The sequence below is a fragment of the Pedobacter cryoconitis genome (genome assembly GCF_001590605.1).
GTDB classification, from domain to species: Bacteria; Bacteroidota; Bacteroidia; order Sphingobacteriales; family Sphingobacteriaceae; genus Pedobacter; species Pedobacter cryoconitis_A.
Genome location: NZ_CP014504.1, coordinates 1,513,448 through 1,536,541, shown reverse-complemented (window position 1 = coordinate 1,536,541; position 23,094 = coordinate 1,513,448). Strand labels below are relative to the sequence as shown.

Below are 23,094 nucleotides of genomic sequence, written 5' to 3'. Positions count from 1 at the left end.
ATTAACTATCCAGCTGATCTGAAATCATATAGGGAGAAGAAGTTAATAATTTCTTCCCTCTGTATGCTTCAAAATAATAATCAATACGTCCTAAATTTATACCGGCAAAACCGACTTGATTAATCGTTGTTATCCTTCCTGCCCGGTTCTTCACATCCTGAGGTTTATCCAGAAAAGTATGCGTATGTCCTCCAATGATTAAATCAATATGGTCATTGTTTTCCGCTAAAGTCTGATCTGATACTTTCTTGTCCGGATATTCATACCCCAGGTGAGACAGACAAATAATTAAATCACATTTATGGTCGTTTTTAAGAATTCCGGCAGTTTCATTAGCTTTTAAAACAGGATCCTGATAAATTGTGTTCCCGTAACTCTTCTCTCCCACCAATCCTTTCAACTCAATACCGATTCCAAAAACACCAATCTTCAGGCCACCTTTATTAAAGATTTTAAAAGGCTGGGTAGATTGATGCATAATCGTATCAGAAAAATCATAATTACTGACCAGGATTGGAAAATTAGCATGGGGAAGTTGTTTATAAAAACCTTCCACTCCATTGTCAAAATCATGATTTCCCATGGTTGCCGCGTCATATCCCATCTCACTCATGAGCTTTATTTCAAGCTCTCCACCATATAAATTAAAATATGGAGTCCCTTGAAAAATATCGCCTGCATCAAGTAAAAGCACGTGCTGCTGTTCTGCTCTTATCTTTTTAATCAATGCTGCTCTTCTCGCTACTCCACCTAAACCCTGGTTCCGCCCCCCATCCATCGCAAAAGGCTCGATCTGGCTATGCACATCGTTTGTGTGTAAAATAGTCAGCTGTTTCAGTTCTCCATTTGCCAGTGCATCTAAAGAATGTATACTCAGCGCGGTTGCAGCTGCCGCAATACCACCAGTCTTTATAAATTTTCTACGGTTAATCATTCGTCATTCTCCCATCTAATTTTGAACTGATTTTTACTCCTTTATTTTTAGCCTCCTTAATATATTGGATTAACGCATCGCGGATCTTCAGTCCCATTACTTTGCTGGAAACCGGATTTTTGAAACTGCTGATACCATCAGCACCACCGGCTATATAATTGGAAGTCAATACGCTGTAATTTTTTGAAGGATTGAAAGGTTTACCCCCAATTAGCACGTCAACAGGCTTGTTTGCTTTAATTTTCATTGTTAAACCAGCGATAGGTTGTCCGCCAGTGCGTGCGATATAATCCAGTAAGGACTGGACGTCTGAGCCTTTCAGTTCAAAAACAACCAATTCATTTTCAAATGGCATCAGCTGAAAAACATTAGACAAGGTGATCGGCCCTGAAGGTAAATCATTACGTAATCCTCCATTTCCGCTGGGCATGGTGAAATCTATTTGCGGATTCGTTTTACGCGCTTCTGATAAAGTGGCGTCAGCAAAGAAATTCCCTAAAGAAGACTCTCCACCGACCAGGTTTTTAGTAAGTTCATGCTCCGAATAACCTAAAACTTCATTCATTTGCGAATCGAGTTTCAGTTTATAGGGTTGATAAGTCCGGATAATTGAGCTATCGGCTGTTACATGCTGTGTAATTTTATATTCCGAACGATTGGATTTAACGACCTGGTAAGTGCTGCTGCAGGAGCCTAAAAAGAAGGAAACCAGAAGAAAAATGAATGTACTGAGCTTTGTTGAATTCTGCATAGTTGAAACTGAGTTGCAAATATAAATCAATCCCTCAGTTTCCAGGTTAAAAAAAAGAGAAATCCTTGTTAAGGGATTTCTCTGATTAATGCTTTAAGGCCTCTTAAAGGCTTTGTATAGCAATTGTTACAAGTTCTTAGTCAGTTCAGGGCTCATTGGTGTAACCTTAGAACGGAAACGGTGAACGAGCTGTCCTTTTTCATTAATCAGGAATTTTTCGAAATTCCAGTTGATCTCTCCGGTAAAATCAGAATTACTGGCAGAAGTCAGGTATTTGAAAATCGGATTAATGTCATTTCCCTTCACGCTCACTTTTTCACTTAATAAAAAAGTAACGCCAAAATTCTTTTTACAGAAATCTTGTATCTCTGTATTTGTAGCAAGTTCCTGTCCACCGAAATTACCCGCCGGGAAACCAATCAGCACTACATCTTTACCATATTTCTGATGTAGTTTCTCCAGGTCTTCGTACTGTGGCGTATAACCGCATTTTGAAGCTGTATTTACAATAAGGATTTTTTTACCCTTGAACTTTGAAAGCTTAATCTCTTTACCATCAATTGTTTTCATGGTAAAATCGTAAATGCTTTGCGGCGGGGTAAATAACAAACTGAATAAAATAAGTAGGGTGTTCATAGTTTTAAATTTTATGTTATGACGAATATATGGACAAATTATTTACACGTATATAATAGGAAGGTAAACTTAATTGGTTCCTATCCATTAAACGTACAAATTAAGGCCCCGGATTTAAGAAATGAGCAATAATTTCAACGTCCAAATCATACTTTTTGAGATTTATTCTTGGTAGAATTTTGATTTTAGGCTTATTTATAGTTTTATTTGCAGAAAAACCTTCTAGATGGCCAAAAATTTATTAATAGTTGAATCACCTGCAAAAGCGAAAACAATAGAAGGGTATTTGGGTAAAGATTTTATTGTTAAATCGAGCTACGGACACATCCGCGATTTAATTAAAGGAGATATGGGAATTGATACGAACAATGATTTCGCCCAAACCTATGAAGTACCCGCCGATAAAAAGCAAGTGGTAGCTGAACTTAAGAAATTAGCAAAGGAAGCCGAGATGGTATGGCTCGCATCCGATGAGGACCGCGAAGGGGAAGCGATTTCCTGGCACCTGTTTGAGACGCTGGGATTGAAAGAAAACAAGACCAAACGTATTGTTTTCCACGAAATCACCAAGCCTGCAATTTTAAAAGCGATTGAATCTCCAAGAACAATTGATTATAACCTGGTTAATGCACAACAAGCAAGACGCGTGTTAGACCGCCTGGTAGGTTTCGAACTTTCTCCCGTTTTATGGAAAAAAGTGAAACCTTCTTTATCGGCCGGCCGTGTACAATCAGTAGCAGTACGTCTTATTGTAGACAGAGAACGTGAAGTAAATAAGTTTAACGCGGCCGCTGCCTATAAAATTACAGCGCGGTTCAGCACAGGAAAAGCAAGGGAATTTGTGAAAGCAGAATTACCTCAGCGATTTGAACAGGAAGCCGAAGCAGAGAAATTTGTCCGCGACTGTGTCAATGCCGGTTTTAAAATCAGCAGCCTGGAAACTAAACCAGCTAAACGTAATCCTGCAGCACCTTTTACGACCTCTACACTGCAACAAGAAGCTTCCCGGAAACTGGGCTTCCCGGTATCACGTACCATGCAGGTTGCACAACGTTTATATGAAAGTGGAAAGATCACTTACATGAGAACGGATTCGGTAAACTTATCTGAAACAGCTTTAACAGCTGCAGCAAATGAAATCAATTCTGCCTATGGACAGAAGTATCATCAGTTGAGAACTTATAAAACTAAATCCGCGGGGGCTCAGGAAGCGCATGAGGCCATCCGCCCTACTTACTTTGATCAGCATACCGTAACTGGTGATAGTTCTGAACAACGCCTGTATGAGCTGATTTGGAAACGTGCCATTGCTTCTCAAATGAGTGAAGCCTTGTTTGAAAAAACAACTGCACAAATTGCAGTGAGTACACGCAGTGAAAGCCTGGTTGCTGAAGGTGAAGTCATGAAATTTGATGGTTTCCTGAAAGTTTACCTGGAATCCAGTGATGATGAAGACGCAGAAGACAAAGACAACGAAAATATCCTTCCTCCTTTAGCTAAAGGTCAGGAGCTGTCACTGAATGTGATGAATGCAACCGAACGTTTCTCCCGTCCGCCTGCAAGATATACAGAGGCAAGCCTGGTTAAGAAACTGGAAGAGCTTGGTATTGGCCGTCCTTCTACTTATGCACCAACCATTTCTACGATCCAGAATCGTGGTTATGTAGTGAAAGAAGATCGTGATGGTCGCAGCCGTTCATTTGGTTCGATTATTCTTGAAAATGGCGAAGTCACCAAAGCCATTAAAACTGAAATTACCGGTGCGGAAAAATCTAAATTATTCCCAACTGATATAGGTGAAGTTGTCAATGACTTTTTAGTAGAACATTTTAAAGGTATAGTTGATTTTAACTTTACGGCTAAAGTAGAAAAGGAATTTGATGAGATTGCCCAGGGCTTACAGAACTGGACAAAAATGCTCCATGCTTTTTATACGCCTTTTCATAAGGAAGTTGAAGTGACTACTGAAACTGCCGACAGAGCAAATGGTGAGCGCTTATTGGGTGTTGATCCTGTGAGTGGTAAAAATGTTTACGCAAAGGTTGGTAAATTCGGCCCTCTGGTACAAATCGGTCAGAATGATGACGAAGAGAAACCAAAGTATGCAAGTCTGATGAAATCGCAGTCAGTGGGTACGGTGACTCTTGAAGACGCTTTAGAGCAGTTCAGGTTACCTTTCCAATTGGAAAACTATAAAGATAAAGAGGTTGCTGTAGGCGTTGGCCGTTTTGGACCTTATGTGAAATGGGGCGAAACATATATCTCTATTCCTAAGAATGAAGATCCGTTAACTGTTGATCAGAGCCGCGCAATTGCAATTATTGAAGAGAAAATTACTGCTGATGCACCTGTTGCACATTATGAAGGATTGCCTGTGACTAAAGGTACCGGACGTTTCGGGCCGTTTATCAAATGGAATGATTTATTTATCAACGTACCTAAAGCTTATAACTTTGATGAATTATCTGATAGTGATATCAAGGAACTGATTGGTAAAAAAGTAGAGAAAGAAGCCAACAGATTTATTCAACAATGGACTGCTGATAAAATTGCGATCGAAAACGGCAGATGGGGACCTTTCATCCGTTTTGGAAAAGACATGCTCAAACTGGGTAAGAACCCAGCCACTAACGAAAAGTATACACCTGAAGAACTGGCTGTACTTTCTCTGGAAGAGGTTAAAAAACTGATTGTGGAGCAAGTTCCGAATGCTTTTGAACCAAAAGCAACGAAAAAGAAAGCAGCTGGTACTAAAGTTGCTGCTACAAAAAGTGCAGCAGCAAAAGCACCTGCAAAGAAAAAAGCCCCAGTTAAAAAGAAATAAAAATATGAAGAAAGATCTGCCGGAAAATATTGTGCAAGACCTTGCCATGGCAGTCGTATTGATCAGTGAAACGCCAGAAGTAAAAAACTGGACCGTTTACCTGGTCAATCTGAAAAATGTACAAATTGATAATGTACTGATCAGCTCCAAAGGATATGGCGAAAAGGATGGCAGACTCGTAAAGACTTCTATATTGCGTCACTTTTTAGGTGATGTACCAGCTAATTCCTTTAAAGGAGTTGAAGCGATAGATACAGAAGTTTTCGGACTGACGAATGAATATTGGTTGAGTTACTATATTGACGGTACTATTTATGATAAGAAATTTATCTTTTTACCAGAAAGTATAGTGGATGATAACCTGATCAAAATCCCCCTGATGAATAAACCAGGAGTGATGATTAAATAAATTTTCAGTTCGATAATTTTTCGTATTTTCCCTGAGATATCTAGTGCAAGGAAAAATATGACTACTGAGAACAACGCCTTCTTCAAAAATAAAAAACCAATCTTAATTGGTTCAATAGCAGTTATTCTGATAGGAATAGCTGCTATTTTCATTTTCAGAAAACACAAGCCGGCAGAAATGCAGCAGGCTTATGCAAAATACATTGAAGGCTATACTTCTGGTACAGTCTCTAAAAAGAGTTTTATCAGAATCCAGCTGGCCAGCCAGGTGAAAACAATGGGTGAACTGGGTAAACCGGATACGCGTAATTTGTTCAGCTTCTCCCCTGCTGTAAAAGGTAAAACTTACTGGATAGATGCGCAAACCGTAGAATTCAGACCGGATGAAAAGTTAGAATCGGGAAAAACATATACGGCCACTTTTGATCTTGGTAAAGTAACCGAAACAGAGAAAGATCTGGAAGAGTTCGATTTCGAATTCAGTGTCATCAAACCTGGGTTAGTCCTCAGCCAGAATGGTTTGATATCCCAGAATAATACTTCCTTAGCTTACATGAAGCTGACCGGAGAAATCAGCACCGCTGATGAAGAAGATCCTAAACTATTGGAAAAATGTCTGGAGCTTGAATCCGATCAGCAGTTAAAGATAAAATGGCAGCATAATCCGCAGAAAAACTCTTCAACTTTTCTGATTGATAGTATCAAAAAAACATCAAAAGAAGAAAAACTAGTCCTTAAATGGTCTGGCGATGCTATAGATGCAAAAAATAAAGGCGAAGAAAATTTAGCAGTACCCGCAAATGGTGTATTCAAAGTACTTGCAACAAAAGCAGTACAGAATCTTGAAGATTATGCATTGGTACAATTTTCAGAACCAGTAGGTATCGGACAGGATTTAACAGGTTTGATTACACTGGGAACAGGCTCAGATTTAAGATATACCATTGACGGTAGCCAGGTAAAAATTTATACGCCAGAACCACTCCTGGGGAATTATACGCTAACCGTCAACAAGGGAGTTGTCAACAGTAATGAGCGCGTACTCAATGCAAGTACCACAGCCAATATTGTATTTGAAAATAAACTTCCTTCGGTAACCATTGCCGGCAGCGGAACGATTCTTCCCAACTCAGGCAAATTAGTACTTCCTTTTGAAGCCGTTAACCTGAAAGCTGTCGATGTAACCATTATCAAAGTATATGAGAATAATATCCCGCAGTTTTTCCAGAACAACAACTATAAAGAAGCGAACGAATTAAGACGGGTTGGTAAACCGCTGTTACAAAAGAAGATCCGCCTGGATGAAGATAAAACCTTGAATCTTCATAAAAAGAACCGGTTTGTGCTGGATCTCGATAAAATTATTAAAGCAGAACCTGGCGCAATGTACCGGGTAACTTTCAGTTTCCGCCAAATCTATAATATTCTGGACTGTGCGGAAGGTACTGGTGCAAAAGAGGTTTCACAAGATGATGACAATGAATATTACGGTGAAAAGATAGATGAGGACGATGATTTTTGGCGCACCTATAATAATTATTACAGTCCGGGCTATAACTGGAGTGATAAAGACAATCCTTGTACGCCATCTTATTATACCAGTGATAAATTTGCAAGCCGGAATTTATTAGTATCCAATATCGGATTAGTGGCTAAAAGAGGAAATGACAACAGCATGCTGATTGTTGCGACCGACCTGCTGACCACAAAAGGCTTGAGTGGGGTTACGCTTGAATTACTGGATTATCAGCGTCAGGTTATTCATACTGTGAAAACTGATGGCGATGGAATGGCTTCTTTTGATTTAAAAAGAAAGCCTTTCCTTTTGGTTGCCAAAAATGGAGATGAACGTGGATACTTAAAGCTCGATGATGGAAATTCACTTCCGCTGAGCCGTTTTGATGTTGGTGGTGATGTAGTGCAGAATGGCTTAAAAGGATTGATCTATGGAGAACGTGGCGTCTGGAGACCAGGAGATTCACTCTTCTTGTCTTTCATTCTGGAAGATAAACTAAAGAAACTTCCTGCGGCTTATCCGGTTACTTTTGAATTGTATAACCCACAAGGTCAGCTGGTCAAAAAGGCGATTAGCGGTGCATCATTAAATGGATTTTATGCTTTCCGCACAGCTACTGAAAGTACCGCACCTACTGGAAACTGGGTAGCCAAAGTAAAAGCCGGTGGAGCTTCTTTTCAGAAAACATTAAAAATAGAGACCGTTATGCCTAACCGATTAAAGATCGGTTTTGACATTGGTAACCGTAAATATTTAGGTACCGGAACAACTGCAACTGCTGCCCTTTCTGCCAACTGGTTATTTGGAGCAGTTGGGAAAAACCTGAAAGCTAAAGTAGATGTGAATCTGAATACCATGGAAACTACGTTCCCTGGCTTTGGTGGTTATAACTTTGACAATCCGACCGTAAACTTTGTCTCGCAGGTCAAAACCATATTTGAAGGCAGACTGAATGAAAACGGAATGGCTGCTGTCAATACAAATCTGAACGATAACGCAACCGCTCCAGGCGTATTAAAGGCTAATTTTACGACCAAAGTATTTGAAGCAGGTGGAAATTTCAGTATTGATAATTTCTCTATCCCCTACCATGTTTTTACCAATTATTATGGGATCAAAGCACCAGAGGGAGAAAAACTAAGTGGAATGCTGGTGACCGGTAAAGATCATAACTTTAGTATCGTGAATGTAAACCGGGATGGTAAACTAATTGCCGGCCCTAAAAATGTGCAGGTAGAATTATACAAAGTACAATGGCGCTGGTGGTGGGAACAGGATACTCAAAACTCCTTCGCTAATTTCACGCAGAATGAATACAATAAACTGATTCAAAAAGAAAATGTAACCTTACAAAATGGAAAAGGAAACTGGACTTTACACATTAATGAACCTGAATGGGGACGTTATCTGGTCTTAGTTCGTGATTTGAATGGCGGTCATGTAACCGGCAAAGCTGTTTATGTGGACTGGCCGGGATGGGCACAACGTGAACAGTCAGCAAATCCTACCGAGGCTTCTATGCTTTCTTTTACTGCAAATAAAACTAAATTTAAAGTTGGTGAAGAGGTCGTTTTGACTATCCCTACTGGCGAAAACGGAAGAGCTTTAATCTCTATCGAAAATGGAAGCCGGGTTTTAAAAACTTATTGGACCGATACCAAAAAAGGTCAGACCCAGTTTAAATTCAAGGCAGAAAAGAACATGACGCCAAACGTTTTTGCGAATATCACGCTGTTACAACCGCACGCACAAACAGTCAATGATCTTCCAATCCGGATGTATGGAGCTATTCCATTAATCATTGAAGATCCGGAAACGATATTAAAACCAGTCATTAAAATGGCTGACAAAATTAAACCTGAAACAGAAAACACCATTACCGTATCTGAGCAGAACGGAAAAGCCATGACTTATACCATTGCGCTTGTAGACGAAGGCTTATTGGATTTAACAAGATTTAAAACTCCCGATCCACATGCTGTATTTTATGCACGTGAAGGTTTGGGTGTTAAAACATGGGACCTTTTTGACTATGTATTAGGCGCATGGGGCGGTAATCTGGAACGTATTCTAAGTATTGGAGGTGATGGTAGTGCAAACCGGAACCTCAACCCTGCAAAGGCAAACCGCTTTACCGCTGTAGTTAAATACCTGGGGCCTTTTGCTTTAGGCAAAGGAGGCAGTCAGACGCATAAATTCAAGTTGCCGCAATATATTGGCGCAGTCCGGGCGATGGTCGTTGCCGGACAAGATGGTGCTTATGGATTTGCAGAGAAATCTGTGCAGGTAAAAAAACCACTCATGGTCTTGGCTACTTTACCAAGGGTTATCGGCCCGGGTGAAAGTTTTACTTTGCCAGTAACTGTATTCGCCACCGAGAAGAATCTTAAAAATGTTAATGTACAGCTGCAAACTCAAAATTTACAAGTAGCGGGTCTTAAAACCAAGCAATTAACTTACGCACAACCGGGTGAACAAATGGCTTATTTTGAAGTCACTGTACCACAGATGACCGGAATTGCCAAAGTAAAAATCGTTGCACAAAGTGGCGCCGAAAAAGCGGTTTATGAGCTCGAACTGGATATCAGAAATCCAAATCCATACGTGACGAATGTAGTTTCTGCCATTATACAGCCCGGACAAAGCTGGACAACAAATTATCTGCCTTTAGGTATTGCAGGAAGTAATTCTGGCAGTGTAGAATTATCAGCTATCCCTCCTGTTAATCTTAAAAAGCGGCTAAGTTATTTGATGCAGTATCCTCATGGTTGTGTGGAACAGACAACTTCAGCCGTATTCCCACAATTATTTTTGAATAAATTAAGCCCACTGAGCGAACAGCAAAAAGCGCAAACCGATAAGAATATCAAGGCTGGGATTAACAGGTTGCGTTCCTTCCAAACGACAGAAGGAGGCCTGGCTTATTGGCCGGGTGAACCTGCGGCTGATGAATGGGGAACAAATTATGCCGGACACTTCCTAGTAGAAGCACAAAACGGTGGCTATAATATCCCTGTGGGTATGCTGGATGAAGTTTTACGTTACCTGAAAGGAAAAGCAGGAAGCTGGGTACCCAATAGCAACAATTTCTACGGAGGCGATCTCTCACAAGCCTATCGCTTATATGTGCTGGCCCTGGCACGTAAACCAGAGATGGCAGCCATGAACAGGTTACGTGCATTTGAATATTTGTCGGTCAGCGCTAAATGGAGACTGGCAGCAGCTTATCAGCTTGCAGGACAGGCTTCTGCAGCTAATGCATTGATTAAAGGACTTGAGGTAACCGTTAAGCCTTATGCACAACTAGGTGGAACTTATGGTTCTGACAGTCGTGATGAAGCTATGATCCTGGAGACCCTAACCCTGATGGGGCAAAGAGGGAAAGCAGCACAGGTATTACAAACTCTGGCCGCTAAATTAGGAACAAATGACTGGTATAGCACACAAACTACAGCTTACAGTTTATTAGCAGTAGCCAAATTCTGCGGACAAAATTCAGCTTCTGCGAAATTGAACTATACCTATCAGCTGGATGGTAAAAAAGGGACATTTAATGGAAATCAGTATTTAAGCAGTCTGCCAATCAACTTTAAAGGAAAAACAGCAGCGGTAACCAATCATGGCCAAACTGTACTTTTTGCAAGGTTAATATTAGATGGACAACCAGCCGCAGGTCAGAATAATTTCAAACCTAACAATGCTGACATTCTGGATATGTCGATCAGCTATAAATTACTGAATGGAAAACCAATTGATCCTTCAGTATTAAAACAAGGTTTGGATTTTTACGCGGAAGTAGTGGTAAAAAATCCGGGTAAAATGGGGCTGTATGAACAGATGGCATTGACCCAGATATTCCCTTCTGGCTGGGAGATTATCAATACAAGAGTAAATGATAATGAAAGTATCATTTCTTCTTCTCCTTATACCTACAGAGATATCAGAGATGACCGCGTATTTACTTATTTCAATTTAAGAGAGAATGAAACAGTAACTTATAAGGTATTGCTGAACGCCTCTTATATTGGTAAATATTATCTTTCAGCAGTACAATGTGAAGCGATGTACAACAATACAATTAGTGCAACGCAAGATGGAAAATGGGTGCAGGTGATTAAATAGAGATGAGCGTAAAAATAAAGCAAGTGTCAAAACTGCTGATTGGTGATGGTATCGTATTCCTGTTATGGTGCTGGTTTTTACTCTGTCTGCCTTCCAGACTATTTGTCTCTCCTACTTCGTATGTAGTAGAAGCTTCAAATGGAGCGCTATTGAATGCCGCTATTGCCTCAGACGGGCAATGGCGCTTTCCTGCTGCTGACTCTATTCCCGGCAAATTTGCAAAATGTATTATCGCTTTTGAGGACAAACGGTTTTACAAACACCCCGGGGTAGATATTTTAGCGATGGCCAGGGCGATGAGACAAAACTATCGCGCCAAAGGAATTGTCAGTGGTGGCAGTACTTTGACTATGCAAACGATCCGGCTCAGCCGCAGGCAAGACCGTACTGTAGCTCAAAAACTTTTAGAAATCCTTTTGGCGATCCGTCTGGAAGTCAGGAGTTCAAAACAAGAAATACTACGTTTATATGCCGCTAATGCTCCATTTGGAAGTAATGTAGTTGGATTGGAAGCAGCTGCATGGCGGTACTTTGGCAGAAGTCCGCAATCACTTTCCTGGGGAGAAATGGCAACCCTGGCAGTTTTACCGAATAGTCCGGGGCTGGTACATCCGGGCCGGAATATTACCCGTTTAATTACCAAAAGAAATAACCTGCTTGACCAGCTTGCTAAATTAAAAATCATTGACCAGGCTACTGCCAACCTGTCAAAGCTCGAGCCCGTACCCGGAAAACCGAGGCCATTACCCCAAAATGCGCCACATTTACTGAACAGATTTAAAACAGAAAGAGCCAGTTTAAAAATTCCCACTACAAGGATCAGGTCGACTTTAGACGAAGCACTGCAATTAAAGATCAATTCCTTATTAAAAAGATATAACAACCGGTACCGTGCAAATGATATTGATAACATTGCTGCGCTGGTATTGAATGTGAAAAACGGTACAGTGATGGCTTATGCAGGGAACATTTATCAGCCAGAAAATGCAGCATTGGAAAGTCATGTAGACATGATCAAAGCACCGCGCAGTCCAGGCAGTACCTTAAAACCACTGTTATATGCCAGCATGTTAAATGATGGGTTGATACTTCCAAAAACCCTGATCCCTGATATTCCTACTCAGATTGGCAATTACTCACCACAAAATTATGATCTGGGTTATGATGGAGCGATCGCTGCAGACCGTGCATTGAGCCGTTCCTTAAACATTCCAGCAGTCCGTTTATTACAGACTTATAAATATCCACGCTTTTATGATCAATTAAAGAAATTAGGTTTTTCAACACTCAATCAGCCAGCAGATCATTATGGCTTATCGCTCATCCTTGGGGGCAGTGAAGTGACCATGTGGGATCTCGCCAAAACTTATATGGGAATGGCCAGGTCACTTAACCATTATAACGAATATAAAGGATATTATAATCCGCATGATTATGATGCTCCGGGTTATGTACAGCAAAAAAACATAGAAAAATTAGAAGAGAATGAACTTCAGCGTAATTCCTTGCTGGACAATGGATCTATCTGGAATACATTTAATGCGATGGAGGAACTGATGCGTCCCGGTGATGAAGGATTATGGGAGCAATTTTCCTCTGCACAACGTTTAGCCTGGAAGACCGGGACAAGTTTTGGTTTCAGAGATGCCTGGGCAATTGGCCTTACGCCAGACTATGTAGTTTGTGTGTGGGTAGGAAATGCGGATGGTGAAGGCAGGCCCGGATTAACAGGAATTGATGTCGCAGCACCAGTGTTATTTGATATTTTCAGGCAACTCCCTAAAGGTAAATGGTTTGAAACTCCGAAAAACAAGTTAAAACAGCTGAGTATATGCCGGCAAAGTGGTTTTAAAGCTAGCGAATACTGTCCTGATCGTGTCACTGAACTGGTTCCTTTTGCAGGAGAGAAAACTGTAGTTTGTCCTTACCACAAGGTTATACATTTGGACCAGAGCAAAACTTTCAGGGTAACAGATCAATGTATAAGTCCTGCAAATATGGTCCACCAACCCTGGTTTATTTTACCTCCGGCAATGGAATATTATTATAAGATTAAGCATAGTGATTATAAACCTCTCCCACCATTTAGGAATGGATGCGGGGATACTGGCAATAATTATGTGATGGATATGATTTATCCGAAGAACAATGCAGCTATTTATATTCCACTGGAATTTGATGGAAAAAGAGGGAAAGTTGTTTTCACAGCGACTCATAAAAATGCTGACGCACAGATCTACTGGCATATAGATGACGAATATGTAGCGACAACCGCACACACACATCAGCTCAGTCTGAGTCCGGCACCGGGGAAACATACCTTAACACTAGTTGACAATCAAGGAGAAAGGTTTGTCCAGCAGTTTACGATTCTGGACCGGGAAAAACACTAATCAGCTGTTAAAGGCCTGATCAATTTCCGCTCTGCTCCACCTATTACGATCAGGTATTGGGCAATCATATAAATAATGCTGATCAGCAAATCAGAAAACTCAAAAGGACTGATAAAGTAAGTATGGGCTAAAAGTGCATCGGACCCTATAAAAAACAGGACGCCTGTAAGAATTAGCTTAAAGCTAAGGGGATTGACACGCTGATTTCTAAAAGCTGCCATCATAATGAGTAAAGCAACAATAAAAATACAGGCTAATACAGGCAACCTTAAGGTACCCAGATGAGGTCTGAGATAGAAATAGAAAGCAGTAAAAGTGATTGCACTGCTAAATATGGCAATCCTTGCCCCTTTTTTATCCAGCTCTTGTGCAGAGCGGAAGTCAAGGTAAAAAGCACCAATATAAAACAGATGGCAAGTCAGAAAGGCGATGAGCCCATAAGAAAACCAGGAAGGATCATAGCCCCTCAGCAGAAACAAAGTACTGCCGGTAAGGGCGAAAACCAAACCTGTAAATAACCTTTGATGGAAACGGCCGCTCAGCTTGGTAGTCAAGCAGAAAAACACGATTAATACCAGCGTTACACAGGGTATCAGACCGTAGTTCAAAAGCGTATATTGCTTGTATCCGGAAGCCAGCACTAATATAAATAGCAGTGCATAAGCCAGGTTAAATAGCAGGTGTTTTTTTATCAACCACATCTGTTCAGGATAATTGTAAGAACCACCCGAAATAAGAACCAGGAATGATTGTACTCAACCCTGGTTCTCTATGTGATGATAGAAAAAATCGATCCAATAGAAAAAAGCTAATTAATAGCTTCTTTCTCTGTTGTTGTTGTTGCGTTTGAAACCACCGCCACCACCACCAGCACCGCCAGTATTAGGTTTTTCTTGTGCTTCAGCAACTTTGATACGGTTACCATTGTAATCGCCACCGTTCATTCTCTTGATCGCTTCTTTAGCCTCTTCGTCTACTGGCATCTCTACGAAACCAAAACCACGACTCTGACCAGTTTCACGATCTTTGATAATTCTAAGTGATTTTACCTGACCGAAATCACCAAATACGGCTGTTAATTCATCTTCCCCTACTTCTAACGGAAGGCCTGTAATAAATATCTTCATTAATGTCTAAAAATTTCCTCAAAGGTACAAAAACCATACCTTTTATTTGCAATCAGATTGTAAGTAATCGATAAAATAATTATTTAATTGTTTAAAGTCCGTAAACATCGGCTATAAAACAGCGCCGGTCGATTCAATTGTTCTTTCCATGCAAAAATCCCTGCCTTCATAATTCCATTCCAGCATCAGCTTCCAAGTGCCTTCCGGAATATCATCAATAGGGATATGCAGCAATCCCCACTCATCACTGCGCAAAAATTTAATGTCTTGTTTAAGCTGAGGGTCCGAAATGCAATTGAAAAACACTTTTACGGCCACAGGATGATCGAAAGAAAAAGTTACCGTTCTCATCTGTTATCATTAAGCTATCATTCACAATACCTGATATCACCTAAACAACAACAAATTTAGCTGCAATGTTTTAAAAACTTAAACAACAGCTCCCCCAATCCTATCGTCCGGCCATTTTGATTAGTTTATGTGCCAGGTCTTTCCCCAGGTAATTATCAATCACATGATGAACCAGGTAAAGTATGGGTGTCATCAGTATGGCTACCAAAAACTTATAAGTATAATTTACTAATCCTATTGCCGCTACCATTTGCCAGCTCCAGTGATATTGAGGATTCAGATAAAAAGCAATAAATATAACTACAAAACTATCTATCAATTGAGAAACCAGTGTAGAACCAGTAGACCTGAGCCATAAAGCACGCTCTCCTGTTATTTTCTTAATCTTATGAAAGATGAGCACATCTGCAAACTGACCGACCAGAAAAGCAACAATAGACCCGACAATAATCCACATCCCCTGGCCAAATATACCTGCAAAGGCATTATCCATATTTACCTGCTGCCCATTAATTTGCTGATTTACCCAGAAATCTGAAGAGCTCAGGTTCATCGCGCCCCAGACAATAAAAAAAGCATAACCGATAAGCACCGCAGTCAATATTGAAAGAAACCGCACCTGCTTCATTCCGAAATATTCATTGATAATATCGGTCATGATAAATATCAATGGCCAGGTGAGCACACCAGCGGACATATGAAATGATAAATTCGGGACACCTAATAAATTGATATTAAAATGTTTGATCCCAAGCGTGGCTTCCACACTAAATATTTTAACGCCAATAAACTCTGACAGAATAGTGTTAGCTACAAAAAAACTACCTAATACGAGTAATAATCTGCTCTCTTTTGTTTTAAAAGTCATACCTGCTAAAATTATAAATATAGATGAATTTTAAACGGCCTCTTAATTTATTTTATAATTTTGCCAACACATGATAGCTACATACTCGAAACTTCCGGGAACATCCAACAGTATTTTTTCAGTAATGTCCCAGTTAGCGGCTGAACACAACGCCATTAACCTTTCTCAGGGATTCCCTGATTACGATTGCGACCCTAAATTAATTGAATTTGTTGCTGATGCCATGAAAAACGGGCACAATCAATATGCACCAATGGCTGGTATTCAATCTTTAAGAGAACTGGTTGCAGACAAAGTAAACCTTCAGTATGGCTCAAACTACCACCCTGATTCTGAAGTAACGATTACCGCTGGAGGCACACAAGCAATCTTCACCGCACTAACTGCTTGTATTCAGGCCGGTGATGAGGTTATTATTTTTGAACCTGCTTATGACTGCTATGCTCCTACTATAAAGATGTTGGGTGGCCTGGTCAAATCTTATGAAATGGCACCTCCCGATTATACAATTGATTGGGAAATGGTTAAAAAACTATTTACTGCCAGCACAAAAATGATTATTCTGAATAGCCCGCATAATCCAACTGGAACGGTGCTCTCAGCTAAAGATATTAACGCGCTGATTAAGCTGACAAAAGGTACTGATGTATTGATAATGAGCGATGAAGTCTATGAGCACCTGGTTTATGACGGCGTAAAACACAACTCTCTGGCTTCTTACCCAGAGTTGCGTGACCGGACTTTTATTGCAGCCTCATTTGGCAAGTTATTACATACAACAGGCTGGAAAGCTGGCTATTGTATTGCGCCTGAACAATTAATGAAAGAATTCAGGAAAATACATCAGTTCAATGTATTCAGTGTGAACACACCGATGCAAGTTGGAATTGCCAATTATTTAAAAGATCCGGCTGTTTACCTTGGATTAGCTGATTTTTTCCAGGAAAAGCGTGATTTTTTCCGTTCATTGCTGGAGCAAACCAAGTTTAAATTACTACCTTGTAAAGGTTCCTACTTTCAATGCGTGAGCTATGGTCATTTTAGTGACGAGGAAGATACTGTTTTAGCAAAAAGGTTAATTACAGATTTTGGTGTGGCATCCATCCCCGTTTCCGCATTTTATATCAGGAACACGGATCACCAGGTACTGCGCTTTTGTTTCGCTAAAAGGCAAGATACACTTGAAAAATCCGTTGAAAGATTAATGAAACTATAATTTTCACCTGCCTATTACTTGATCAAGATATGGAGAACCCAAACTATCTTAAAATAAATAATCTAAAAATCACCATTTTTCAAGCTTATTTATTTTGGGAAAATATAGATAAAAACCTGCAGAATATATCCCTGCGTTTGTCTTCAGGCGTAAAGGAAAAAACAGATCTTATTGTATTACCAGAAATGTTCAATACAGGCTTTAGCATGAATGCTAAAGCGCTTGCCGAAGAAATGGATGGCAAAACAATGACCTGGATGGCGGCTGCTGCAACCAAATACGATTGCGTAGTGACAGGAAGTCTCATTATCAAAGAAAACAACAACTATTACAACAGGATGATCTGGATGTTGCCAACCGGCGAATATCAGCATTACGATAAAAGACACCTGTTTGGTATGGGTGAAGAAGACAAAACATATACTTCAGGGAAAGATAAAATTGTTGTGGAATTAAAAGGCTGGAAGATTAGGCTTGCAGTATGTTACGACCTTAGATTCCCTGTCTGGTTAAGAAATAATGACCCTTCGTATGATGTCTTGCTGATTGTGGCAAGCTGGCCGGATAAACGTATTCCGCACTGGAAAACACTGATCCCGGCAAGAGCAATAGAAAACCAGAGTTATGTGGTAGCTGTTAACCGGGTAGGCCATGATGGTAAAGAAGTTTACCATAGCGGTCATTCCATGTGCATTGATGCTTTTGGAAATACGATCTATTATAAACCGGAAGATGAAGATCTTTATACTTTTAGTATCAATTATGACGATCTGATTAAAATACGCAGAGACTTCCCTTTCCTGAAGGATGCGGATCAATTTAAACTGATCAATTAATAACTTATAATTTCTTATTTAAATCCGGCCTGGGCCGGATTTTTCTGTTTACAGACCTTTTACAAATAATATTTTTAATGTAATCTTGTAACTCAATCACCTAAACCGTTTTTATGTTTGACCGTAGAAAATTTATCAAATGTTCCGCATTATCAGCCTCTCTCCTGGCTATTGATAAAAGTGGGATGGCTAACATTCTTCCCCCCTCCGCTGTGGCTGCAGCAGGAAAACCAATTGTGATTTCCACCTGGGATTTTGGGATTGCCGCTAACCATGCAGCATGGGATGTATTGTCAACTGGCGGCCGCGCACTTGATGCTGTAGAAAAAGGCGTGCAAGTTCCCGAAGCAGACCCTAAAAACCAAAGTGTAGGATATGGTGGCTTACCAGACAGAGATGGAAAAGTAACTTTAGATGCCTGTATTATGGACGAGTTGGGTAACTGCGGTTCTGTAGCTGCCCTGGAACATATCATGCATCCTATCTCTGTAGCCAGGCAGGTGATGGAAAAAACACCGCATGTGATGCTTGCTGGCGATGGTGCTTTGCAATTTGCATTAGAAAATGGTTTCAAAAAAATAAACCTATTGACACCAGAAAGTGAAAAAGCGTGGAAAGAATGGCTTAAAACTGCAAAGTATGAGCCGATCATGAACATTGAAAACAAACTATACGATAAAGCATCACCAACCAGGTTACCAGGAAACCAATATAACCATGATACCATAGGAATGCTTGCCCTTGATGCCAATGGCAATTTATCAGGCGCATGTACCACTAGTGGAATGGCCTTTAAATTACATGGCCGTGTAGGTGATAGCCCTATTATTGGTGCGGGCTTATATGTCGATAATGAAGTTGGCGGAGCTACTTCGACTGGTGTCGGAGAAGAAGTGATCCGTAACGTGGGCAGTTTCCTTGTCGTTGAATTGATGCGTCAGGGCTATCCGCCAGAAGAAGCTTGTAAAGAAGCGGTGATGCGGATTATTAAAAAGAAACCAGCAAAAGCTAAAGAAATCCAGGTCGGCTTTTTAGCCTTGAATAAAAAAGGACAATACGGCGCCTATGCGATTCAAAAAGGATTCAGTTTTGCGGTTTGTAATGCTGAAAACAAAGACCTGTTAATTCCTGGAAAAAGTTATTATTAAAATTGACAGCTATGATTGAAATGGAAGTTTGCGCCAACTCGGTAAGTTCTGCACTGGAGGCGCAAATTGGAGGGGCAAAACGGGTAGAGTTATGTGCCAGCCTGACTGAGGGTGGTACTACGCCAAGTTATGCGGAAATTAAGCTGGCCAAACAATTGCTTGCAATAGAAGTTTTTCCAATCATCAGGCCACGTGGCGGGGACTTTCTGTATTCGGCACTGGAATTTGAACTCATGAAAGAGGATATCAAAATCTGTAAGGAGTTGCAATGTGAAGGCATCGTAACGGGTATCCTGACTGCAGCAGGCAAAATAGATAAAGAACGTTGTGCTGAGCTGATCGAACTGGCAAAGCCGATGCAGGTTGCTTTCCACCGGGCATTTGATATGGTTACTGATATGCAAGAAGCGCTGGAAGATTTGATTTCCCTTGGCGTGGTCCGTGTGCTGACTTCAGGAGGTAAAGCGACTGCAATAGCGGGTGCTGCGCAATTAACTGCGCTCATTAAACAGGCTGCTGACCGGATTACGATCATGCCCGGCGCTGGTGTCAGCAGTTCAAATATCAAAGAATTGATTTTTAAAACCAGCGCAAAAGTTTTTCATGCTTCAGCCCGAAAAAACCACGTGAGTAAAATGCTGTTCAGGAACAGGGAATTAAGCATGGGAAATGAAGCAGATGAATATAGTACTTCGTTTACAGACGCAGAACTGGTCAAAAAATTACTGGAACTGGCAAACAGTGCGGAATAATCAAGCTAATATTCTATATTTGCGGCACTGATGAAGCACATACGTAATTTTTGCATAATTGCACACATTGACCACGGTAAGAGTACCTTGGCCGACCGTTTACTTGAATACACAAATACCATTACCCAGAGAGAGTCTCAGGCTCAGTTATTGGATGATATGGATTTGGAGCGCGAACGCGGTATTACCATTAAAAGCCATGCTATCCAAATGGACTATGTTCAGGATGGACAACCTTATATATTAAATTTAATTGACACTCCCGGACACGTAGATTTTTCTTATGAAGTTTCCCGTTCAATTGCAGCCTGCGAAGGTGCTTTATTGATCGTAGATGCTTCACAAGGTATACAGGCCCAAACTATTTCCAACCTTTATTTAGCACTGGAGCATGATTTAGAAATCATCCCTATTTTAAATAAAATGGACTTGCCTGGTGCTATGCCAGAAGAGGTCAAAGATCAGATTATTGAACTGATTGGCTGTAAGAGAGAAGAAATCATCCCGGCTTCAGGTAAAACTGGTCAGGGTGTTCACGATATACTTCGTGCTATCGTTGAGCGTGTACCTGCACCTAAAGGAAATCCTGAAGGTGAATTACAGGCACTGATCTTCGACTCTGTTTTTGATTCGTTCCGTGGTATTGTTGCTTATTTCAAAGTATTAAACGGAGAAATCCGTAAAAAAGACAAAGTGAAATTTGTAGCTACCGGCAAGGAATATATTGCAGAGGAAGTAGGTACTTTAAAATTAAAACAATCTCCTAAAGATGTCATCAAAACTGGTGATGTAGGTTATATTATTTCTGGTATTAAAGAAGCCAGAGAGGTAAAAGTAGGCGATACGATTACACATAAAGACAGACCAAGTTCTGAGCCGATCAAAGGTTTTGAAGAGGTTAAGCCCATGGTATTTGCCGGTATTTATCCGGTAGACACGGATGAGTTTGAAGACTTAAGAGAAGCCATGCACAAATTGCAGCTGAATGATGCTTCAATTGTCTTTGAGCCTGAATCTTCAGCAGCATTAGGCTTTGGTTTCCGTTGCGGATTCCTTGGCATGTTACACATGGAGATTATCCAGGAGCGTTTAGAGCGTGAATTTGACATGACAGTAATTACTACTGTTCCCAATGTATCTTATCAGGCGATGACGACCAAAGGTGAGCTGATTATTGTAAATAATCCATCAGATCTTCCTGATCCAAGTAAAATGGAGTATGTAGAAGAACCTTATATCAAAGCAAACATCATTACCAAATCTGAGTTTGTTGGCCCGGTAATGTCTCTTTGTATTCAGAAAAGAGGAATTATCGTGAATCAATCTTATCTGACTTCTGACCGTGTGGAACTTGTTTTTGAGATTCCTATGGGAGAAATTGTATTTGATTTTTATGATCGTTTGAAAACTATCTCTAAGGGATATGCTTCTTTTGATTATCATCAGATTGGTTACCGCAAGTCTGATCTGGTTAGATTGGATATCCTGTTAAATGCAGAACCAGTTGATGCTTTATCCTCGTTAATCCACCGCAGTAATTCTTACGATTTCGGAAAAAGGATCTGTGAGAAACTGAGAGAATTAATTCCGCGTCAGCAGTTCGAGATTATTATCCAGGCTTCTATTGGGGCTAAAATTATCGCCAGAGAAACTGTAAAAGCTTTACGTAAGGATGTAACCGCTAAATGTTACGGTGGTGATATTTCACGTAAGCGTAAACTGTTGGAGAAACAGAAAAAAGGTAAAAAACGTATGCGTCAGGTAGGTAACGTGGAAATTCCACAAACTGCATTTATGGCGGTACTTAAATTAGATTAATCGTTTAACACACAAAACATAACGCTTGACATGCAGTTACTGGACGGAAAATTCGCATCAGAAAAGATTAAATTAGAAATAGCAGCAGAAGCGGCAGAATTTTTAGCACAAAGTGGGCGTAAACCTCATTTATTAGCCATATTGGTTGGTAATGACGGTGGAAGTGAGACTTACGTGGCCAGCAAGATGAAAAATTGCGAAAAAGTAGGCTTTCAATCTTCGCTGATCAGATATGATACAGACGTAACTGAAGAAGAATTACTTCAAAAAATCCATGAGATCAATAGTGATGCAGGTGTAGATGGACTGATTGTTCAGCTTCCTCTCCCAAAACACATTGATCCGGAGAAAGTTACTGAAGCTATAGACCATCGTAAAGATGTAGACGGATTTCACCCGGTAAACTTAGGGCGTATGATGCGTAATCTGCCTTGTTTTATTCCGGCTACTCCTTATGGAATTTTATTGCTGCTGAAAGCTTATGGAATTGATACCGCAGGAAAACATTGTGTTGTTGTAGGACGAAGCAATATTGTAGGTAGCCCAATGAGTATTTTAATGGCGCGAAATGCAAATCCTGGAAATTGTACGGTTACGCTTACACACAGTAAGACTACCAATCTGAAAGAAATTGCTTTACAGGCAGATATTATTATTGCTGCTATCGGTAAAAAGAACTTTGTAACTGCTGATATGGTTAAAACTGGTGCAATCATTATTGATGTTGGTATTAACAGAGAGACTTCTGAGACTACCAAATCTGGCTATAAATTATATGGCGATGTTGATTTTGAGAACGTAGCTCCTTTAGCTTCATGGATTACACCTGTTCCGGGTGGAGTTGGTTTGATGACTATTGTTGGGTTATTGAAAAACACATTGGCCTCAGCTAAAAAAGAAATCTATTCTTAAGCGAGGGATAATAGCATTATTATTGATAAAAACGGCTTGTAGAAATACAGGCCGTTTTCTTTTAAACTTATTTTTTGCCAAAAAACCGGCTGAATAAGCTTTGTTTAAATCCAGCATATAAACCGTCCGGTTCTTCTTTTACAGGATATAAATCTATGTAGTCCCCTTGCCCCTCTGCCCCTCTTCCGGTTGACAAATCATAAGTGTACCGATGGATGGGACAGATTAATTTCCCATGCTCGCACCATCCACCACTAAGAATCCCACCCGCATGCGGACAAGAGTTTTGCACCAGGTGAATTTCGTTTTGATGCCTGAGCAGACACAATTTCTTACCCGCCAGATTAATTTGACGAATGAAATCCCCTGCTGGAATTTCTTCCTCAATTTTATACCAGCGCAAATCAGCCATGACTGCTGTACTTATTCATAGATTAGTCATTTAAATGCGGTCAATATACATATATTCCTATTTTCCATGC

The 23,094-nt window shown here is 40.4% G+C and carries 18 protein-coding genes; 10 read left to right on the top strand and 8 right to left on the bottom strand.

The features are described 5' to 3' along the window. Position 1: 1 nt before the first annotated feature. The 3 genes from AY601_RS06545 to AY601_RS06535 all read right to left on the bottom strand — a co-directional run bounded on the left by AY601_RS06545 (position 2) and on the right by AY601_RS06535 (position 2,321). Complete coding sequence (locus AY601_RS06545) at positions 2-934, bottom strand: bifunctional metallophosphatase/5'-nucleotidase (protein WP_084359135.1); 933 nt, start codon at positions 932-934, stop codon at positions 2-4. Next, a complete protein-coding gene (locus tag AY601_RS06540; RefSeq protein WP_068398190.1) occupies positions 927-1,685 on the bottom strand; it encodes a 5'-nucleotidase C-terminal domain-containing protein in 759 nt (252 codons plus the stop codon). Before AY601_RS06540 ends, AY601_RS06545 begins: the two co-directional genes overlap by 8 nt. Before the next feature lie 126 nt (positions 1,686-1,811). Further along, on the bottom strand, positions 1,812-2,321 hold the full coding sequence (locus tag AY601_RS06535; RefSeq protein WP_068398187.1) for a glutathione peroxidase: 510 nt from the start codon (positions 2,319-2,321) through the stop codon (positions 1,812-1,814). Between the two features lie 226 nt (positions 2,322-2,547). On the opposite strand from AY601_RS06535, the gene topA reads away from it, so the two are divergent. From topA to pbpC, 4 genes are read left to right on the top strand one after another with little or no spacing between them, the layout of a single operon-like run. After that, positions 2,548-5,145: a type I DNA topoisomerase gene (gene topA / locus AY601_RS06530; protein WP_068398184.1), complete on the top strand. Its 2,598-nt coding sequence runs from the start codon at positions 2,548-2,550 to the stop codon at positions 5,143-5,145. A gap of 4 nt (positions 5,146-5,149) precedes the next feature. Further along, positions 5,150-5,554 carry a hypothetical protein gene (locus tag AY601_RS06525; RefSeq protein ID WP_068398180.1) on the top strand — a complete coding sequence of 135 codons (405 nt, stop codon included), beginning with the start codon at positions 5,150-5,152 and terminating at the stop codon, positions 5,552-5,554. Between the two features lie 57 nt (positions 5,555-5,611). Next, complete coding sequence (locus tag AY601_RS06520) at positions 5,612-11,191, top strand: alpha-2-macroglobulin family protein (protein WP_068398177.1); 5,580 nt, start codon at positions 5,612-5,614, stop codon at positions 11,189-11,191. 2 nt (positions 11,192-11,193) lie between these two features. After that, complete coding sequence (pbpC, locus tag AY601_RS06515) at positions 11,194-13,584, top strand: penicillin-binding protein 1C (RefSeq protein WP_068398174.1); 2,391 nt, start codon at positions 11,194-11,196, stop codon at positions 13,582-13,584. On the opposite strand, the gene AY601_RS06510 is transcribed toward pbpC, so the two are convergent. The 4 genes from AY601_RS06510 to AY601_RS06495 form a co-directional block, all read right to left on the bottom strand. Continuing rightward, positions 13,581-14,285: a lysoplasmalogenase gene (locus AY601_RS06510; RefSeq protein ID WP_232324708.1), complete on the bottom strand. Its 705-nt coding sequence runs from the start codon at positions 14,283-14,285 to the stop codon at positions 13,581-13,583. The genes pbpC and AY601_RS06510 overlap by 4 nt on opposite strands. Before the next feature lie 111 nt (positions 14,286-14,396). Further along, on the bottom strand, positions 14,397-14,711 hold the full coding sequence (locus AY601_RS06505) for an RNA recognition motif domain-containing protein (RefSeq protein WP_068398171.1): 315 nt from the start codon (positions 14,709-14,711) through the stop codon (positions 14,397-14,399). A gap of 111 nt (positions 14,712-14,822) precedes the next feature. Continuing rightward, entirely contained in the window at positions 14,823-15,062 is a 240-nt protein-coding gene (locus tag AY601_RS06500) for a hypothetical protein (RefSeq protein WP_068398169.1), read from the bottom strand. A 100-nt stretch (positions 15,063-15,162) separates the two neighbouring features. Continuing rightward, complete coding sequence (locus AY601_RS06495; protein ID WP_068398166.1) at positions 15,163-15,930, bottom strand: queuosine precursor transporter; 768 nt, start codon at positions 15,928-15,930, stop codon at positions 15,163-15,165. 70 nt (positions 15,931-16,000) lie between these two features. On the opposite strand from AY601_RS06495, the gene AY601_RS06490 reads away from it, so the two are divergent. The 6 genes from AY601_RS06490 (at position 16,001) to AY601_RS06465 (ending at position 22,612) form a co-directional block, all read left to right on the top strand. Further along, positions 16,001-17,146 (top strand): methionine aminotransferase, encoded by a 1,146-nt coding sequence (locus tag AY601_RS06490; protein WP_068398164.1) that lies wholly within the window; start codon positions 16,001-16,003, stop codon positions 17,144-17,146. Between the two features lie 29 nt (positions 17,147-17,175). Further along, positions 17,176-17,982: a nitrilase family protein gene (locus AY601_RS06485; protein ID WP_068398162.1), complete on the top strand. Its 807-nt coding sequence runs from the start codon at positions 17,176-17,178 to the stop codon at positions 17,980-17,982. A gap of 113 nt (positions 17,983-18,095) precedes the next feature. Further along, positions 18,096-19,130, top strand: a complete 1,035-nt coding sequence (locus tag AY601_RS06480) for a N(4)-(beta-N-acetylglucosaminyl)-L-asparaginase (protein WP_068398159.1) — start codon at positions 18,096-18,098, stop codon at positions 19,128-19,130. An 11-nt stretch (positions 19,131-19,141) separates the two neighbouring features. After that, positions 19,142-19,882: a copper homeostasis protein CutC gene (locus tag AY601_RS06475; protein WP_068398156.1), complete on the top strand. Its 741-nt coding sequence runs from the start codon at positions 19,142-19,144 to the stop codon at positions 19,880-19,882. Positions 19,883-19,912: 30 nt separating this feature from the next. Continuing rightward, on the top strand, positions 19,913-21,700 hold the full coding sequence (gene lepA / locus AY601_RS06470) for a translation elongation factor 4 (protein WP_068398153.1): 1,788 nt from the start codon (positions 19,913-19,915) through the stop codon (positions 21,698-21,700). Between the two features lie 30 nt (positions 21,701-21,730). Further along, complete coding sequence (locus tag AY601_RS06465; RefSeq protein WP_068398150.1) at positions 21,731-22,612, top strand: bifunctional 5,10-methylenetetrahydrofolate dehydrogenase/5,10-methenyltetrahydrofolate cyclohydrolase; 882 nt, start codon at positions 21,731-21,733, stop codon at positions 22,610-22,612. A gap of 67 nt (positions 22,613-22,679) precedes the next feature. Here the strand turns inward: AY601_RS06465 and AY601_RS06460 are convergent, their stop codons facing one another. Continuing rightward, positions 22,680-23,024, bottom strand: coding sequence for a Rieske (2Fe-2S) protein (locus AY601_RS06460; RefSeq protein WP_068398147.1), 345 nt, complete (start codon positions 23,022-23,024; stop codon positions 22,680-22,682). Positions 23,025-23,094: the final 70 nt, after the last annotated feature.

What these genes read in the sequence shown, in the direction of transcription:
- AY601_RS06540 (WP_068398190.1), bottom strand. Translation starts at nt 1,685, where the DNA reads ATGCAGAATTCAACAAAGCTCAGTACATTCATTTTTCTTCTGGTTTCC.
- AY601_RS06500 (WP_068398169.1), bottom strand. Translation starts at nt 15,062, where the DNA reads ATGAGAACGGTAACTTTTTCTTTCGATCATCCTGTGGCCGTAAAAGTG.
- AY601_RS06490 (WP_068398164.1), top strand. Translation starts at nt 16,001, where the DNA reads ATGATAGCTACATACTCGAAACTTCCGGGAACATCCAACAGTATTTTT.
- AY601_RS06495 (WP_068398166.1), bottom strand. Translation starts at nt 15,930, where the DNA reads ATGACTTTTAAAACAAAAGAGAGCAGATTATTACTCGTATTAGGTAGT.
- lepA (WP_068398153.1), top strand. Translation starts at nt 19,913, where the DNA reads ATGAAGCACATACGTAATTTTTGCATAATTGCACACATTGACCACGGT.
- AY601_RS06510 (WP_232324708.1), bottom strand. Translation starts at nt 14,285, where the DNA reads ATGTGGTTGATAAAAAAACACCTGCTATTTAACCTGGCTTATGCACTG.
- AY601_RS06545 (WP_084359135.1), bottom strand. Translation starts at nt 934, where the DNA reads ATGATTAACCGTAGAAAATTTATAAAGACTGGTGGTATTGCGGCAGCT.
- pbpC (WP_068398174.1), top strand. Translation starts at nt 11,194, where the DNA reads ATGAGCGTAAAAATAAAGCAAGTGTCAAAACTGCTGATTGGTGATGGT.
- AY601_RS06485 (WP_068398162.1), top strand. Translation starts at nt 17,176, where the DNA reads ATGGAGAACCCAAACTATCTTAAAATAAATAATCTAAAAATCACCATT.
- AY601_RS06460 (WP_068398147.1), bottom strand. Translation starts at nt 23,024, where the DNA reads ATGGCTGATTTGCGCTGGTATAAAATTGAGGAAGAAATTCCAGCAGGG.
- AY601_RS06475 (WP_068398156.1), top strand. Translation starts at nt 19,142, where the DNA reads ATGATTGAAATGGAAGTTTGCGCCAACTCGGTAAGTTCTGCACTGGAG.
- AY601_RS06465 (WP_068398150.1), top strand. Translation starts at nt 21,731, where the DNA reads ATGCAGTTACTGGACGGAAAATTCGCATCAGAAAAGATTAAATTAGAA.
- topA (WP_068398184.1), top strand. Translation starts at nt 2,548, where the DNA reads ATGGCCAAAAATTTATTAATAGTTGAATCACCTGCAAAAGCGAAAACA.
- AY601_RS06535 (WP_068398187.1), bottom strand. Translation starts at nt 2,321, where the DNA reads ATGAACACCCTACTTATTTTATTCAGTTTGTTATTTACCCCGCCGCAA.
- AY601_RS06520 (WP_068398177.1), top strand. Translation starts at nt 5,612, where the DNA reads ATGACTACTGAGAACAACGCCTTCTTCAAAAATAAAAAACCAATCTTA.
- AY601_RS06480 (WP_068398159.1), top strand. Translation starts at nt 18,096, where the DNA reads ATGTTTGACCGTAGAAAATTTATCAAATGTTCCGCATTATCAGCCTCT.
- AY601_RS06505 (WP_068398171.1), bottom strand. Translation starts at nt 14,711, where the DNA reads ATGAAGATATTTATTACAGGCCTTCCGTTAGAAGTAGGGGAAGATGAA.
- AY601_RS06525 (WP_068398180.1), top strand. Translation starts at nt 5,150, where the DNA reads ATGAAGAAAGATCTGCCGGAAAATATTGTGCAAGACCTTGCCATGGCA.